14 protein-coding genes are annotated in these 14,754 nt (G+C 62.5%); 6 read left to right on the top strand and 8 right to left on the bottom strand.

Going from position 1 to position 14,754, the window contains the following annotated elements; all coding sequences use genetic code 11:
• Window positions 1-4 precede the first annotated feature (4 nt).
• Window positions 5-2,236: a phosphoribosylformylglycinamidine synthase subunit PurL gene (gene purL / locus EPJ54_RS19265; protein ID WP_135213397.1), complete on the bottom strand. Its 2,232-nt coding sequence runs from the start codon at window positions 2,234-2,236 to the stop codon at window positions 5-7.
• A gap of 168 nt (window positions 2,237-2,404) precedes the next feature.
• Here purL and EPJ54_RS19260 point away from each other — a divergent pair, with 168 nt between their 5' ends.
• Genes EPJ54_RS19260 through EPJ54_RS19250 form a run of 3 tightly spaced genes read left to right on the top strand, consistent with a single transcriptional unit; the run spans window position 2,405 to window position 5,927 of the window.
• The gene (locus EPJ54_RS19260; protein WP_135213396.1) at window positions 2,405-2,854 is read left to right on the top strand and encodes a MaoC family dehydratase; all 450 of its coding nucleotides are present in this window, start codon (window positions 2,405-2,407) and stop codon (window positions 2,852-2,854) included.
• Window positions 2,854-3,684 carry a protein phosphatase 2C domain-containing protein gene (locus EPJ54_RS19255; RefSeq protein WP_135213395.1) on the top strand — a complete coding sequence of 277 codons (831 nt, stop codon included), beginning with the start codon at window positions 2,854-2,856 and terminating at the stop codon, window positions 3,682-3,684. Before EPJ54_RS19260 ends, EPJ54_RS19255 begins: the two co-directional genes overlap by 1 nt.
• Window positions 3,685-3,725: 41 nt before the next feature.
• On the top strand, window positions 3,726-5,927 hold the full coding sequence (locus tag EPJ54_RS19250; protein WP_135213394.1) for a S9 family peptidase: 2,202 nt from the start codon (window positions 3,726-3,728) through the stop codon (window positions 5,925-5,927).
• 37 nt (window positions 5,928-5,964) lie between these two features.
• Here the strand turns inward: EPJ54_RS19250 and EPJ54_RS19245 are convergent, their stop codons facing one another.
• The 3 genes from EPJ54_RS19245 to EPJ54_RS19235 are packed head-to-tail and all read right to left on the bottom strand — an operon-like array spanning window position 5,965 to window position 9,429.
• On the bottom strand, window positions 5,965-7,599 hold the full coding sequence (locus EPJ54_RS19245; RefSeq protein WP_135213393.1) for an ABC transporter substrate-binding protein: 1,635 nt from the start codon (window positions 7,597-7,599) through the stop codon (window positions 5,965-5,967).
• Between the two features lies 1 nt (window position 7,600).
• A complete protein-coding gene (locus tag EPJ54_RS19240; RefSeq protein ID WP_135213392.1) occupies window positions 7,601-8,506 on the bottom strand; it encodes an ABC transporter permease in 906 nt (301 codons plus the stop codon).
• A complete protein-coding gene (locus EPJ54_RS19235) occupies window positions 8,503-9,429 on the bottom strand; it encodes an ABC transporter permease (RefSeq protein ID WP_135213391.1) in 927 nt (308 codons plus the stop codon). Before EPJ54_RS19235 ends, EPJ54_RS19240 begins: the two co-directional genes overlap by 4 nt.
• 88 nt (window positions 9,430-9,517) lie before the next feature.
• Between EPJ54_RS19235 and EPJ54_RS19230 the strand changes: the two genes are divergently transcribed.
• Window positions 9,518-9,952: a protein tyrosine phosphatase family protein gene (locus tag EPJ54_RS19230; protein ID WP_135213390.1), complete on the top strand. Its 435-nt coding sequence runs from the start codon at window positions 9,518-9,520 to the stop codon at window positions 9,950-9,952.
• On the opposite strand, the gene EPJ54_RS20300 is transcribed toward EPJ54_RS19230, so the two are convergent.
• On the bottom strand, window positions 9,949-10,071 hold the full coding sequence (locus tag EPJ54_RS20300; RefSeq protein WP_275574770.1) for a hypothetical protein: 123 nt from the start codon (window positions 10,069-10,071) through the stop codon (window positions 9,949-9,951). The two genes, EPJ54_RS19230 and EPJ54_RS20300, sit on opposite strands and share 4 nt — an antisense overlap.
• A gap of 33 nt (window positions 10,072-10,104) precedes the next feature.
• Here EPJ54_RS20300 and EPJ54_RS19225 point away from each other — a divergent pair, with 33 nt between their 5' ends.
• Together EPJ54_RS19225 and EPJ54_RS19220 are read left to right on the top strand one after the other, a co-directional pair.
• Window positions 10,105-11,064, top strand: coding sequence for a hypothetical protein (locus tag EPJ54_RS19225; protein ID WP_135213389.1), 960 nt, complete (start codon window positions 10,105-10,107; stop codon window positions 11,062-11,064).
• Between the two features lie 12 nt (window positions 11,065-11,076).
• Window positions 11,077-11,985, top strand: coding sequence for an MBL fold metallo-hydrolase (locus EPJ54_RS19220; RefSeq protein ID WP_135213388.1), 909 nt, complete (start codon window positions 11,077-11,079; stop codon window positions 11,983-11,985).
• On the opposite strand, the gene EPJ54_RS19215 is transcribed toward EPJ54_RS19220, so the two are convergent.
• The 3 genes from EPJ54_RS19215 to EPJ54_RS19205 form a co-directional block, all read right to left on the bottom strand.
• Window positions 11,982-12,212, bottom strand: a complete 231-nt coding sequence (locus EPJ54_RS19215) for a hypothetical protein (protein ID WP_135213387.1) — start codon at window positions 12,210-12,212, stop codon at window positions 11,982-11,984. The genes EPJ54_RS19220 and EPJ54_RS19215 overlap by 4 nt on opposite strands.
• 390 nt (window positions 12,213-12,602) lie before the next feature.
• Window positions 12,603-14,258, bottom strand: coding sequence for a long-chain-fatty-acid--CoA ligase (locus tag EPJ54_RS19210; RefSeq protein WP_135213386.1), 1,656 nt, complete (start codon window positions 14,256-14,258; stop codon window positions 12,603-12,605).
• 72 nt (window positions 14,259-14,330) lie between these two features.
• Entirely contained in the window at window positions 14,331-14,699 is a 369-nt protein-coding gene (locus EPJ54_RS19205) for a hypothetical protein (RefSeq protein ID WP_135213385.1), read from the bottom strand.
• Window positions 14,700-14,754 lie beyond the last annotated feature (55 nt).

Genomic DNA, 14,754 nt, shown 5'->3' with positions numbered 1-14,754 from the left:
GAGCTTAGTGCGCCTTCTTCATATAGGTGGGCAGCCAGCTTTCGTGGGCGTGGCGGAGTTCGGCGATGTTGACGTGTTCGCGTTGGCCGCTTGAACCGAGATAGGAAATCTCGCGCCCGCCAGCTTCGCCGACGATGAGATATTCGACGCCCGCCGCACGCGCGCGGCGGTCGAGATCGTCGATCTTCTGCGAGGGCAGCGCGATCAGATAGCGCGCTTGATCCTCGGCGAAGAGGAATTGCGCGTCGGTGAGATCGCCCTGGTAGCCGAGCTGCACGCCGACGTCGGCGCCGAGCGCCATTTCAGCGGCCGCGAGTGCGACGCCGCCGTCGGAGAGATCGTGCGCGGCGCGGACTGTGCCATCCGCGATCAAGCCGCGAACGAAATCGCCGTTCTTCTTTTCCAGCGCGAGATCGACGCGTGGCGCGGCCCCGCCGAGCTTGAAGAGATCGCGTGCGTAGATCGATTGGCCGAGATGGCCGTGCGTTTCGCCGATCAGAACGAGCGTGTCGCCAGCTTTCAGCGCATCGGCGGTGGCGCGGCGTTCGAGATTGTCGATGATGCCGACGCCGCCGATCGCGGGCGTCGGCAAAATGGCTTGGCCGTTGGTCTCGTTATAAAGCGAGACGTTGCCGCTGATCACCGGGAACGAAAGCTCGCGGCAGGCTTCGGCCATGCCTTCGATCGCGTGCACGATCTGGCCCATGATTTCGGGGCGCTGCGGATTGCCGAAATTGAGATTGTCGGTGACGGCGAGCGGGCGCGCGCCGACGGCGCTGAGATTGCGCCAGGCCTCGGCGACGGCTTGCTTGCCGCCTTCGTACGCGTCGGCTTCCACGTAGCGGGGCGTGACATCGCACGTCATGGCGAGCGCGCGGCGCGAGCCGTAGAGGCGCACGATGGCGGCGTCGCTACCGCTATCGGCCAATGTGTCGCCTTGGACGTGGCGGTCGTATTGCTCCCAAATCCAGCGCTTCGAGGCTTGATCCGGTTGCGAGAGCAGCGATGACAACGACGACGCGAAGCCCGGATAATCTTCCGAGAGGCGCTTCTGTTCGCCTTCAGTAAGCGGGATGGCCTTAAGCGGCTGCACATACGGGCGCTCATATTTCGGCGCTTCGTCGGCGAGTGGCCCGAGCGGAATATCGCAGACGATCTGGCCGTGCCAACGGAGCGTGAGATTGCCGGTGTCGGTGGTGTGGCCGATGACGGCCGCGTCCAAGCCCCATTTCTCGAAGATCGCTTTGGCTTCGGCTTCGCGGCCGGGCTTCAACGTCATCAACATGCGCTCTTGGCTTTCCGAGAGCATGAATTCGTACGGCGTCATGCCCTCTTCGCGCGCTGGCACTTGGTCGAGATCGAGCAAGATGCCGGCTTCGCCTTTGGAGGCCATTTCAACGGATGACGACGTGAGGCCGGCGGCGCCCATGTCTTGGATGCCGATGATGGCGTCCGTCGCCATCAATTCGAGGCACGCTTCAATGAGCAGCTTTTCGAGGAAGGGATCGCCGACTTGCACGGTGGGGCGCAGGCCGTCCTCGCCTTCAACGAATTCAGCGCTCGCCATCGTCGCGCCGTGAATGCCATCGCGGCCGGTCTTGGCGCCGACATAGACGACAGGATTGTTCGCGCCCTTGGCGGCGCTGGTGAAAATCTTGTTCTTATCGGCGATACCGAGGCAGAACACGTTGACCAGAATGTTGCCGTTGTAGCGGGCGTCGAAATTGGTCTCGCCGCCAACAGTCGGCACGCCGACGCAATTGCCGTAAAAGCTGATGCCGCTGACGACGCCGTCGACGAGCTTGCGCGTCTTCGGATGATCCGGCTCGCCGAAGCGCAATGCGTTCATGATAGCAACCGGGCGCGCGCCCATCGTGAACACGTCGCGCAGGATACCGCCAACGCCGGTGGCCGCGCCCTGGAACGGTTCAATGAAGCTTGGGTGGTTGTGGCTCTCCATCTTGAAGATGGCGGCCAGCCCCTCGCCGATGTCGATGGCGCCCGCGTTCTCGCCGGGCCCGTAAATTACGTGCGGCGCCTTGGTCGGGAATTTCGCCAAATGCACGCGCGTGGATTTGTAGGAGCAATGCTCGCTCCACATCACCGAGAAGATGCCGAGTTCGGTGACGTTCGGGATGCGGCCGAGCTTTTCCAGGACGAGGTCATATTCGTCGCGGGAGAGACCGAATTCTTCGGCGAGGGCCAGTGTTCCTGGCGCGAGCGGGTCTAGGGACATGGGAAGCAGCGGATAACCTGTGTCGCGATGGGGGGCAATTGGGGCGCTTGGCCTATGGGGCAAAGGCGGCTGCGACAGAAGCTGCACACCGCGTCCAGGAGAACGTGACGGCAACTCGACAAGCCCGCCCCCCGGCTTTACCCATCGCGGCGACGAGGAGACGAACTCATGCGCGAAGTGGCGTTGTCGGAATTGCCGAGCCTGGTGGGCCAGGAATTGGGCGTGTCGGAATGGCTGGAGATCACCCAGGACCGGGTCAATCGTTTCGCGGACGCGACGGGCGACCACCAATGGATCCACGTGGACGTCGAGCGGGCGACCAAGGAATTGGGCTCGCCGATCGCGCACGGCTATCTGGTGCTGTCGCTGGTGCCGCTCTTGGCCAAGAACATCGTGACCTACACGGGCGTCAGCCGCGGCATCAATTACGGGTGCAACAAGGTGCGCTTTACCAACATGGTGCCGGTGGGCGCGCGGGTGCGCATGCGCGTGAAGCTTGAGGCTTGCGAGATGCGCGCGGGCGCTTATCAGCTGATCAATCAATGCACGATCGAGGTTGAAGGCCAGGAGCGCCCGGCCTGCGTCGCGGAAACGGTCTCGCTGCTCTATCCCGGCTGATGCTGACCTTCGTCGAAAGCATCTCGCTCGCGGGCGATCGTGCGAAGCAGAACGATGATGCGTGCGGCTTCCTGGGTGCTCGCGCTTGGGTGCTGGACGGCGCGACGGATTTGCACGGCGAACCGCTGACGGGTTGGAAGTCGGACGCGAGTTGGATCGCGCATTTCGCGAACGCGCGATTGTATGCGGCTGACGCAGGCGACATGCGTGACGCCGTGCGTGGAGCGAGCGTGGCGGCCAAGACTGCGTTCACGGCATTGCTCACTGGGCGCGCGTTTGAGCGGTGGCAATCGCCGATTTCGTCGCTGTTGATGGTTGAAGAAGCCGCCGATGGCGTCGCCGGCATCGATCTTGGCGATAGTCGGGTCTTTGCGTTGGACGCCGATGGCGGTGTGCAAAGTGCGGGCGGGCCAACGGCGGGCCGCGAGGCTGAGACGCGTGCGGCGGCGCAGCAGACGGACGCGGACAAGCCGTTGCTGGAGCGCACGGCGACGATTGAGATGCTGCGACGTGGTCGCGCGGCGCTCAACCAAGATGGCGCGCATTGGACCTTCGGGATCGATCCAAAGTGCGCCGATCATGCGCGGGCGTGGTCGTTCAAGCTCGCACGGCCAGCGCATGTGCTGTTGATGACGGACGGGTTTGCGGCGCTGACGGATCAATATGGCGCTTATGACGCCGCCGGCCTGGTGCGTGCCGCATTGGACAAGGGCCTGCAGGAACTTGGGCGTGAGTTGCGCGAGATCGAAGCTCAAGATTCGGGCGGGACGCTGCATCCGCGCTTCAAGAAAAGCGATGATGCGACAGCGTTGCTGTTGCGTCTGTCGTAATATTCTTGACGCCGCCGCCGGGCTTCCCCGAACTGGCGGACATGAATAGACGTGAACTCCTCCAAGCCAGCGCCGCTCTACCGGCCCTCGCCCTCCTCCCCGCTTGCGCAACCACGGATGCCGCAATGAGCCTCACACCACCGATCGCCCGTCGCGACCCCAAGCGCATCGAACAATTGGGGCGCGTGCGCACCGATGATTACGCCTGGATGAAGGACGACAATTGGCAGGAGGTGATGCGCGATCCTTCTCTGCTGCGCGCCGACATTCGCGAGCATCTCGATGCCGAGAACGCGTATCGCGAGCAGGTGATGGCGCCGACGGCGGCGCTGCAGGAGCGGCTCTATCAAGAGATGCGCGGGCGCGTGAAGGAAGACGATTCCACCGTGCCGGCCGCGGATGGTCCGTGGGAATATTATCGCCGCTTCGAGACGGGCGCGCAGCACCCGATCCATGCGCGTAAGCCACGCGGCCAAGAAGGCCCGGAGCAGGTGCTGATCAACGTCGAGGAGCAAGCGCGCGGCAAGACGTTCTACAAAGTGATCGCCGGCGCGCACTCACCGGATCACGCGCTCTATGCGTACGCGGTCGATGAGCAAGGCTCAGAAATCTACACGATCTTCGTAAAGGACCTAGCCACGGGCGACACGCTCGCCAATCCGATCGCCAATTGCACCGGCGATTTCAGCTGGTCGCCGGATTCGCAATTTATCTTCTGGACCTTCCGCGATGATAACGGGCGCCCCGCGCGCATCTTCCGCCGCCCTGCGCGCGGCGGCGAAGATACGCTTGTGTATGACGAGCCGGATGACGGCTTTTTCCTGAGCGTCGGCAACACCGAGAGCCACGAATTCATCGTGCTCTATGCCGGCAATGGCAGCCAATCGGAAATCTACACGATCCCGGCCTCGGACCCGACAGCGGCGCCGACTTTGTTCGCCGCGCGCGAAGAGGACCTGCTCTATACGCCGACGCATTGGAATGGCCGCTGGTACGTACTGACCAACGCCGATGGCGCAGTCGATTTCAAAGTGATGATCGCCGAGCCCGGCCGCACGGCGCGCGCGCAATGGCGTGACTTCATCGCGCATCAGGAAGGCCGCTACATTCTGGGCCTAGGCGCGACGAAGGATTATCTCGTCCGCGCCGAACGTATCAACGCGCTACCGCGTATCGTTGTGCGCCATCGCGCCGGTGAAGAACACACGATCGCGATGGAGGAAGAGGCTTACAATCTCGAACTCGTCGGCGGCTATGAGTTCGACACCACCAACCAGCGCTTCGTCTATGATTCACCGACGACGCCGCTGCAAACGTACGATTACGATCTGGCAGCACGCACGCGCGTGCTGCGCAAGACGCAGGAAATTCCGAGCGGCCACGATCCGGCTGCGTACGAAGCACGCCGCTTCTTCGCCACGGCCAGCGACGGCAAACGCGTGCCGATCACGGTGCTGATGAAGCGCGGCACGCCGCTCGACGGCTCGGCCCCGCTTTATCTCTACGGCTATGGCTCGTACGGCATTTCGATGGACGCGGATTTCTCGATCCGACGCTTCAGCTTGGTCGATCGTGGTTGGGTCTATGCGATCGCGCACGTGCGGGGCGGTTCGGAAATGGGCTTCGGCTGGTTCCAGGATGGTCGTCGCTTCACCAAGCGCAACACGTTCACGGATTTCGTATCGTGCGCGGAAGAGCTGATTTCGCGCGGCTATGGACGCGCGGGCAACATTGTGTGCGAGGGCCGCTCGGCCGGCGGCCTGCTGATGGGCGCCATCAACAATCTACGGCCTGATCTGTGGGCGGGCGTGATTGGCGGCGTGCCGTTCGTGGATGTCGTCAACACGATGAGCGACACTTCGCTGCCGCTGACGCCGCCGGAATGGCCCGAATGGGGCAATCCGCTGGAGAGCGTGGAGGCGTATGATTACATCGCCTCGTATTGCCCTTACACGAACGTGACGCAGAAGCCCTACCCGGCCGTGCTGGCGACGGGCGGTCTGACCGATCCGCGCGTCACTTATTGGGAGCCGATGAAGTGGGTGGCGAAGCTACGCCCGCACACGACGAGCGGCCGGCCTGTTTTGCTGAAGATGAACATGGGCGCAGGCCACGCAGGCTCGGCGGGCCGCTTCGAGTTCCTGCGTGAGCTCGCACACGATTACGCTTTCGCGATCAAGGCGATTGGCGCGGAAGAAGCTGGCGGGCCGTTTCCACCGCCGGTGATGGAACAGCCAGCTTGATGCGTCGGCCCGTCGGCGAGGCGCCGACGGGCCGAAATCAAGTGCGAATCCCAAACCAGCGGGCGCGGTGGTAGTCGCCGAGATTGTCTTCGTAGCCGGTGAGATCGGGGTGCACGAGATTGGTCGAATTGATGAAGACGCTCATGCAGATGGGCGCTTCATCGAGAGCGAGCTGCTCAGCTTGCGACATGATCTCGCCACGGCGCGCCGCATCCATCTCGAAATCGGATGAGTGCACGAGGCGGTCATATTCCGGGTTCGAATAGCCGGGGTAGTTCTGATAGCCGGTGCGGGTCTCGAGCAAATAGAGATAGATTTTCGCGTCGTTGTAATCGGCGATCCAGCCGCCGTCGCCGACGTCGAAATTCTTGGCGCGCAGATTGGCGTAATGCACCTGCGTTTCCGTGCCGCGCAGCTCCACCGTCACCCAAGGCGCGATCTCGCGCCAATTGCTTTGCACGATGACGGCGACGCGCGGGTTGTCGCTGGTGTTACGGTGCGAGAATTCGAAGCGCAGCGGATTGTTGGGACCGTAACCGGCGGCAGTGAGTAAGCGACGCGCTTCTTCGCGGCGTTGCTCGATCGGCTGATCGGCCCAACGATAGCGCGCCGTGCCGGGATAATTGGCGATACCGGGCGGGACGAATTTGTAAGCCGCCTGCTCGCCCGTGCGATAGATATTGTTCGCGACCCAATCGCGATCGTAGGCCATCGATAGGGCTTGGCGCACGCGCATGTCGTTGAAGGGCGGCTTCGTCATGTTGAACGAGAAATAATTGCACGTGAGGTATGGCGCGACGCGCACGAAACCTGGCAGCGCACGCCGCAATTCTTCAACCTGGTTGGACGGGAAACGCGTCGACCAGCCCGCCTCGCCGCTCATCACTTTGCGTGCGGAGGCGCTGACATCGTTGCCCGGGTAGAAATAGAGATTTTCCATCGCGACATTTTCGGCGTCGAAGAAGGCCGGGTTGCGCTCAAGGTGGACGATATAGTTCGACCACCATTTGACGAGCTTGAAGGCGCCGTTGACGGCGATGTGGTTGGGCTGCACCCAATCGTCGCCGTAGCGCTCCACGATATGCTTGGGCACCGGGTACGACGTGTAGTGCATCAGCATTTCCGGCAGATACGGCGCCGGATGTTCGAGCTGAATTTCGAGCGTGAGGTCGTCGAGCGCGCGTACGCCGACTTGATCGGGCGGCAATTCGCCTGAGTTCACCTTTTCCGCGTTCTTGATCGGATACAGGATCGAGGCGTACTCGGCCAAATTGTTGGGATCGAGAATGCGGCGATAGGCGAACTCAAAATCGTGCGCGTCGCACGGTTCGCCATCGGACCAGGTCGCTTGGCGCAAGAAGAAGGTCCAGGTGCGGCCGTCTTCGCTGACTTCCCAGCGCTCGGCCATGCCGGGAATCGGTTCGGCCTTTTCGTTCTCGGTGGTGAGACCGACGAACATATTGCCGATGATGTTGTTCTCCCACTGGCCGGAGGCCTTGTGAGGATCGAGCGACAGCGGCTCGCCTTGATTGCAGATGTCGAGCGTGCGCGTGGTTTTGTCGAAGCCGATGATGCGGGTGTTGCCGCAGGCGCCGAGCGAGGCGGCGGCGGTCAGGCCGCCTGCGCCGACGAGAAGGGAACGGCGGTTGGTCCAGAAGGGTTTGGAGGTCATGTCACCGCTCCTTCGGGTCGAGGGCGTCGCGTAGGCCGTCGCCCAGGAAGTTGAGCGCCAGCAGCGTGATCAGCATCGTCACCGATGGCGCGATCAGCATCCACGGCGCCTGCATCTGGCCGGTGCCGCGCGCGAGCAAGCTGCCCAGCGAACTCAGCGGCTCCTGTACGCCGAGGCCGATGAACGAGAGGAAGCTCTCGGCGAGGATGATCACGGGAATGTTCAACGTCGCGAACACGACTACGGGCCCAAGCACGTTCGGCACGATGTGGCGCAACACGATCTGCAAGGGCTTGGCGCCCGATGCGCGTGCGGCTTCCACGAATTCCTTGCGCCGCAGCGCAATGGTTTGGCCGCGCACAATCCGCGACATGGTCAACCATTCCACTGCCCCGATGGCGCAGAAAACGAGCACAAGGTTCAGCACCGGGCTATCGAGCTGGACCACGGTCATCAACACGATGACGAAGAACACGAACGGAATGGAGTACATCACGTCGACAAAGCGCATCATCAGATCGTCAATGATGCCGCCGGCGAAGCCGGCGATCGCGCCGTAGAGCACGCCGATCGTGAGCGCCACAGCGGTCGCGGCGAAGCCCACAAGTAGTGAAATACGCAAGCCGAACATCACGCGCGCGACCATGTCGCGGCCTTCGGTGTCGGTGCCCAAGAGATGCATATTCTCAAATGTCGGGGCGATGCCGACGCTCTCGCGGAAGATCGTGTCGTACTTGTGCACCCACAGGAACGGACCGAAAATCGCGATCAGCACCAGCAGCGCGACCACGTAAAGGCTCGCTACCGCGGCAGGATTGCGCATGAGACGACGGCGCGCGTCTTCCCAGAGCGAGCGGCCTTTCAGCGCACGCGGCGGAGCGGCGTCATCGATGAGAAAATCGGTCATGTGCGGGACCTCGGATCGAGCACGCGGTAGAGCAGATCAGCGACCAAATTCAGCACGATGATGAGGAAGGAATAGATGAGCACCACGCCCATCACCATCGTGTAATCGCGCTGCTGGGCGGCGATGACGAATTGCTTGCCGATGCCCGGCAACTGGAAAACGGTTTCGACCACGAACGAGCCGGCCATGACGCCAGCGAGCGCCGGGCCAGCGTACGAAACGATAGGCAAAAGCGCGATCGGCAGCGCGTGTTTTAAGATCACCTGCATTTCCGGCAGGCCCTTGGCGCGAGCGGTGCGGATGGCGTTGGAGCGCAGCGCCTCGATCATGGAGGCGCGCATCAGGCGCGAGATCACCGCGATCAGCGGCAGCGAGAGTGTGAGCACCGGCAAGAAGAGGTATGGAAGCGCGTATTGGTCGCGATAGAGGCCGGCCGTGGGCAGCCATTGCAGCTGCACGCCCAGCACCAATTGCAGCACCGGTCCTACCACAAGCGGCGGCAAACAGACCCCGGCTATGGCGATCGCCATGACGGCGTAATCCTGCACCTTGTTTTGTCGAAGCGCGGCCAGCACGCCCAAAGAGCCGCCGACGAACAACGCCAAGAACATGGCGCTGAAGCCGAGTATCGCGCTCGTCGGCGCGCCTTCGGCGATGATGTCGATGACGTCCTTATCCTTGTAGGCCATCGAGGGCCCGAGATCGCCCTGGGCAAGCCCGGCGATGTAGAGGCCCAATTGTTCGTGGATCGGCTTATCGAGATTGTATTCCGCCAGCAGACGCCGCTCGATCTCGGGCGGCATCTGCCGTTCTTTCGTGAACGGCCCGCCCGGCGCCATGTGCATCAAGGTGAAAGCCGCCGCGATAATGACGAGGAGCGTCGGGATCGCAAAAAGAAGGCGCCTGACGGCTTGAACCAGCATCCCAACGTCCTGACAGCGCCGAAGCAGCGGCTACGTGAAGTGCGCGAAACCTTGCTTCCCAGGCAAGCCGTGTCAACGTGTGTGCGACATGACTGAGTTCCATCGCGTTACACCGCACTTCGCCGTCGCCGGACAGGTGACTTTGGATGATATTTCGCGCGCAGCGGCCGACGGGTTCAAAGTGCTCGTTATCAATCGACCCGAAGGCGAGGACCCCGATCAACCTAAGCTGGCGGAGATTCAGGCGGCGGCCGAGGCCGCGGGCCTCAAATTCCACGCCCTACCCTTTACCGGCCCGCCCCCGCCCGCGGCCGTGGGGGAAACCGCCGAAATCATCGAAGCCGCCCCTGGGCCTGTTCTGGCCTATTGCCGAACCGGCCGCCGCTCAATAATGGCGTGGGCGATGGCGGAGGCTCTGGCCGGGAACAAGACCCCGGACGAGGTTATCGCCTTGGCGGCAAAGGCAGGATACGACTTGGCTGGGGCGCGGGGGGCGCTTGATGCACTAGCGCCGAAACCTTAGGCCGGCGGCGGCGTAATCATTACCCAGGCAAGTTTCATCAAAACGATCAGGGACAGGGCGAGCAGCACAGTGCGCACGCGATCCAATGCGAACAGGCAGAGGGCGATTGCTGCTTCCATGCAGCCCTCCCAAGCAAAGCACGGGCCGCGCTCGTGACGGATGCTACGCCACGCGTCTTCCAGACCTCCGGCAAGGTTTGGCTGAAGGACTTCGAGTTCGGGTTAACCGGCTTGAAGGTGCGCAAGACCGGCGCGCACGTGCCCTATTCACCATCGGTGATCGCGCAGGTCACGGCGTGGTTTCGCTATTTCTTTGCAGCGCAACGCATCGAACCGATGCAGCCGCACTTCAAGATTACGTTCGCACCTGAGCGGGCGCGGCCTTGGTATTTGATCTGGGCTGTCTCACGCGCCGCGGGCGCCAAGTACGTTAAGGACGCCGCCGACGCCGACGTCGTGATGCACTTTGAGGACGCGACCTACAGCCCGAACGATCCGCCGACGAAGCTGAAGGCGAATGCGAAACTGGTGAACTTCACGTGCCGCGATGTCTCGAAAACGAACGTCGCGCGAGCGTGCGCCGCGGCCTTCGGCAACACGCTCGCGGTCGATCCGGTGACCTTCACCGGCCTGGCGGTGGAGAAGTCCGAGATCAACGCGGCGCACGATGGCCGTATCGTACAATGCCCGACGAAGCCTGTGCCTGGCCGCGTTTACCAGCGCGTTGTCGATAACCGCATGCCGTCCGATCTCAATCTGGTCGAGGATTTGCGCACCTCTACAGTGGGCGGCAAGCCGGTCGTTGTGTTCATTAAGCGCCGCGAAGTAACCAAGCGCTTCCTCAATACGAATGTGGATGTGCAGCTGCGCACCCCGGAGGAAATGTTCACAGCCGAAGAGATCGAACAGATTTCCGCGTTCACGCGCGAGATCGGTTTGGAATGGGGCGGCGTGGACGTGCTCCGCGACCGTACCGACGGCAAACTCTATATCGTCGATGCAAACAAGACGGATATGGGCCCGCCGATCGGCTTGAACTTGCCTGACAAGATCGTAGCTACACGTAGGCTTTCGAAAGCGTTCCGCGATTTCGTGCGGGGCGCTGGCAATTGAGGTGATGACTACATGGCGGCCAATATCCCTTTTGTCCGCGAGATGGAATTCACCTACGAGGAAGCGCAGCAAGTCAGTCCGCTGATCCGGCGCTTGGTAGCGAATAATCCGGGCCCCTTCACGTATTTCGGCACCGGCGTTTACATCATCGGCCGCGGCGACGTGGCGATCATTGACCCCGGCCCCGATCATCCCGGACACATCGAAGCGTTGTTGCGCGCCGTCGAAGGCGAGCGCGTCACGCACATCTTCGTCACGCATCGCCACATGGATCATAGCCCCGCGGCTCACCCGCTGGCGCGCGCGACGGGCGCCAAAGTGTATGCGAGCAGCGAATTGCCGAAGCCTAGCGACTGCGACGAGCTGCGCTTGGAAGCGGGCGATGATCACATCTTCATGCCTGATCTCGACGTGAAAGATGGCGAACGCTTCAGCGGTCCGGGTTGGACCATCGAAGCGGTTTCGACGCCCGGCCACACCTCAAACCACATGGCGTACGCTTTGATCGAAGAAAACGCCCTCTTCCCCGGCGACCACATCATGGGCTGGTCCACCACTGTGATCGGCCCGCCCGATGGCGACATGAGCGCGTATTTCGCAAGCATCGAGAAAGTGCGCGACCGCAATTACGACACGCTTTGGCCCACGCACGGCCCGCCCGTGCGCGAAGTGCGGCCGTTCGTGGATGCCTATCTCGCGCACCGCATGGCGCGCGAGGCGCAGATCGTGGCGCAGCTCGAAAGCGGCAAGCGGCTGATCAAGGACATGGTCACAGAAATGTACGCCGACGTGGACAAGCGCCTGCATCCTGCCGCGTGTCATTCGGTACTGGCGCACATCATTCGCTTGGTGGACTTGGGCCGCGTCGGTTGCGACGGGCCGCCGTGCGTGGACAATGAATATTGGCTGAAGCGGGTTTAGTGGACGCGCTGCGTTGCGCCGTCGAAGAGTTCGACGCTGACGATGCGGCCGTTCTTGTCGAGGTCACGGATTTGCCAGGCGCGCGCCCCGTGCGCGGCTTGGGCTTGCGCTGACCAGGCTTGGGCTTGGAACTCGGCAATGCGCAGATCGCGGGCGTCGGGCTCGCGCGTGAGGCACACGGAATCCTCGTCGCTGGGCCGGCGGAGAAATTCGATCTGGTAACGCATTACAGCCTCCGTGCTGCAAAATATGCGCCGCACCGCGAACGCCGAACATCGCCAAGGCGCGCTAGACGAAAGGGCGTAGGAACTTTCACTTTTTGTGGGAACGAAAGCGCCGCTCGCCCGTTCACTCCGGACCTAAGCAGACAGCAGCAATGCCAGATGCAAGGGTAAGAAGCGGCTCCGAGAAATCGGAGCCGTTTTTGCTAGCGCGGCATCAGATCGAAGCGTGTGACAAACACGCCGATCGCGGCGGCCAAGCTGATCAGCGCGCTCACGCCAACCACACCGCCCAATCCACGCCAAAGCAGATAACGGATACTCATACGACCCTATATGGGGTCGCTTTGGTGCAGGATGCGCTTACGCCGGGAACAAAACGCAGTTAGCGGCGGGTTACTCCGCCGCCTGCGCGCTGGGCAGTTTGTAATCCTTGAATGTCTCACGCAGCGCCAGCTTGTTGATCTTGCCGGTGGCGCCGAGCGGAATTTTTTCCACGAACACGACGTCGTCCGGCGTCCACCATTTGGCGATCTTGCCGTCGAGGAAGGCCAGCAATTGTTCGCGCGTCGGCTGCGCGCCGGGCTTGGGCTCGATGATGAGCAGCGGGCGCTCGTCCCATTTGGGATGCAGCACGCCGATCACGGCGGCGTTCGCAACGCCTTCGGCGCCGACAGCGATGTTCTCGATGTCGATCGAGCTGATCCATTCGCCGCCGGACTTGATGACGTCCTTGGCGCGATCGGTGATCTGCATGATGCCGAGCTCATCGATAGTGGCGACGTCGCCCGTATCGAAGAAGCCGCATGGCTCCAGGCATTCGCCCTTCTCGTTCTTGGCGCCGGCGTTCTTGAAATAGGCGCGCGCGACGGACGGCCCGCGCACCAACAAGCGGCCGAAGGTTTTGCCGTCGTGCGGTTTCTCGACACCCGCATCGTCGACGATCTTCATCTCGACGGTAAACGGCGTGCGGCCTTGCTTCAGCTTGGTTTTGATCTGCGCTTCATGATCCAACGCGGCGTGATCGGGCAGCAATTTGCCGACCGTGCCCATTGGGCTCATCTCGGTCATGCCCCAGCCATGCAGAACCTCGATTCCGTAATCCTCTTCGAAGGCGCGCAGCACCGCTTCCGGCACGGCCGAGCCGCCGATGACGACGCGCTTCAACGTCGTCGGCTTCAGCTTGTTTTCACGCAGGAAGGCGAGCAGCCCGAGCCACACGGTGGGCACCGCGGCGGTGAAGGTGACCCCTTCAGTCTCCAACAATTCATAGACGCTCGGGCCATCGAGCTTGGCGCCCGGCATAACGAGCTTGGCGCCGCACATCGGGCCAACAAACGAGATCGCCCATGCGTTGGCGTGGAACATCGGCACGATCGGCATGACGACGTCGCTGGCGCCGCAACCAAACACGTCGGTGGAATTCGCGGCCATTGCGTGCAGCACGTTCGAGCGGTGGGAATAGAGCACGCCCTTGGGATCGCCCGTGGTGCCGGAAGTGTAGCAAAGGCCAGCCGCGGTGTTTTCGTCGAAGCCGCCCCATATCGCCTCTTGCGCATGGCCGTGGATGAAATCCTCGTACGCCACGAAATGCGTCACGGCAGATTTTGGTGTGTGCTCGCGATCGGTGAAGGCGACATAGGTCTGCACCGTCTTTAGCAGCGGCGCGATCTTTTCAACGAGCGGCGCGAACGTGGTGTCGAAGAAGAGGATTTTGTCTTCGGCGTGATTGATGATCCACGCGATCTGTTCAGGGAAAAGACGCGGGTTCACAGTGTGCAGCACAGCGCCCATGCCCATCGCGCCGTACCAGGCTTCGATGTGGCGCTCCGTGTTCCAGGCGAGCGTGGCGACGCGATCGCCCATCTGCACGCTGCGCTCTTGCAGCGCGTTGGTGACCTGCTTGGCCCGGCGCCAGATATTGCCGTACGTGGTGCGTGAGATTGGGCCTTCGACGCTGCGCGTGACGACCTCGCGGCGCGGGAAATTAGCCTTCGCGTGGTCGAGGACCTTGTCGACCGTCAGCGGCCAATTCTGCATGAGCCCGAGCATTGTCTTCACGCCTCCCTACACTTCTGTTTGGAGGCACTAAAGCAATCCAGCGCGGACAAGGCAAACGCTGCGTCAGGCCGCTTTGGCGGTTTCCGGCACGACTTTGGGGGCGATGGGCGCTTTCGCCGCGCCATAAACGGCGTTCAGGCGCGCTTGCAGCGCCCGTGCGTCGACACGGGATGGCGCGCCGAAGTGAAACACGAGACCAAAGATCGCCGGTGCGGAGAATTGCACAAAAACCGGGCGCGCTACGCATTGGCGCGTGGGCTCGGGCCAAAGCGAAGCGACGAGGGCCGCGCGCTGATGTGCGATGGTGTTGCGGTCGAGCTGGGCGCGATTGGCGTCGTCGATGGCGGGCACGAGGCGCTTCTCATGCGTGGGCGGCATGGTCGGCATCGCCCGCAGCATCAGCGCCGCCACCGCCCTGTCAAAACCGCGCACCGCCCGCGCCTCCATGAGTCTGGAATGCCCCAAACTCGGCCTTGGCGATTGAAAG

The organism is Vitreimonas flagellata (genome assembly GCF_004634425.1).
Classification (GTDB): domain Bacteria; phylum Pseudomonadota; class Alphaproteobacteria; order Caulobacterales; family Aquidulcibacteraceae; genus Vitreimonas; species Vitreimonas flagellata.
Note: the sequence above shows the minus strand (reverse complement) of the source record. Positions and strands in the feature narration are given on the sequence as shown.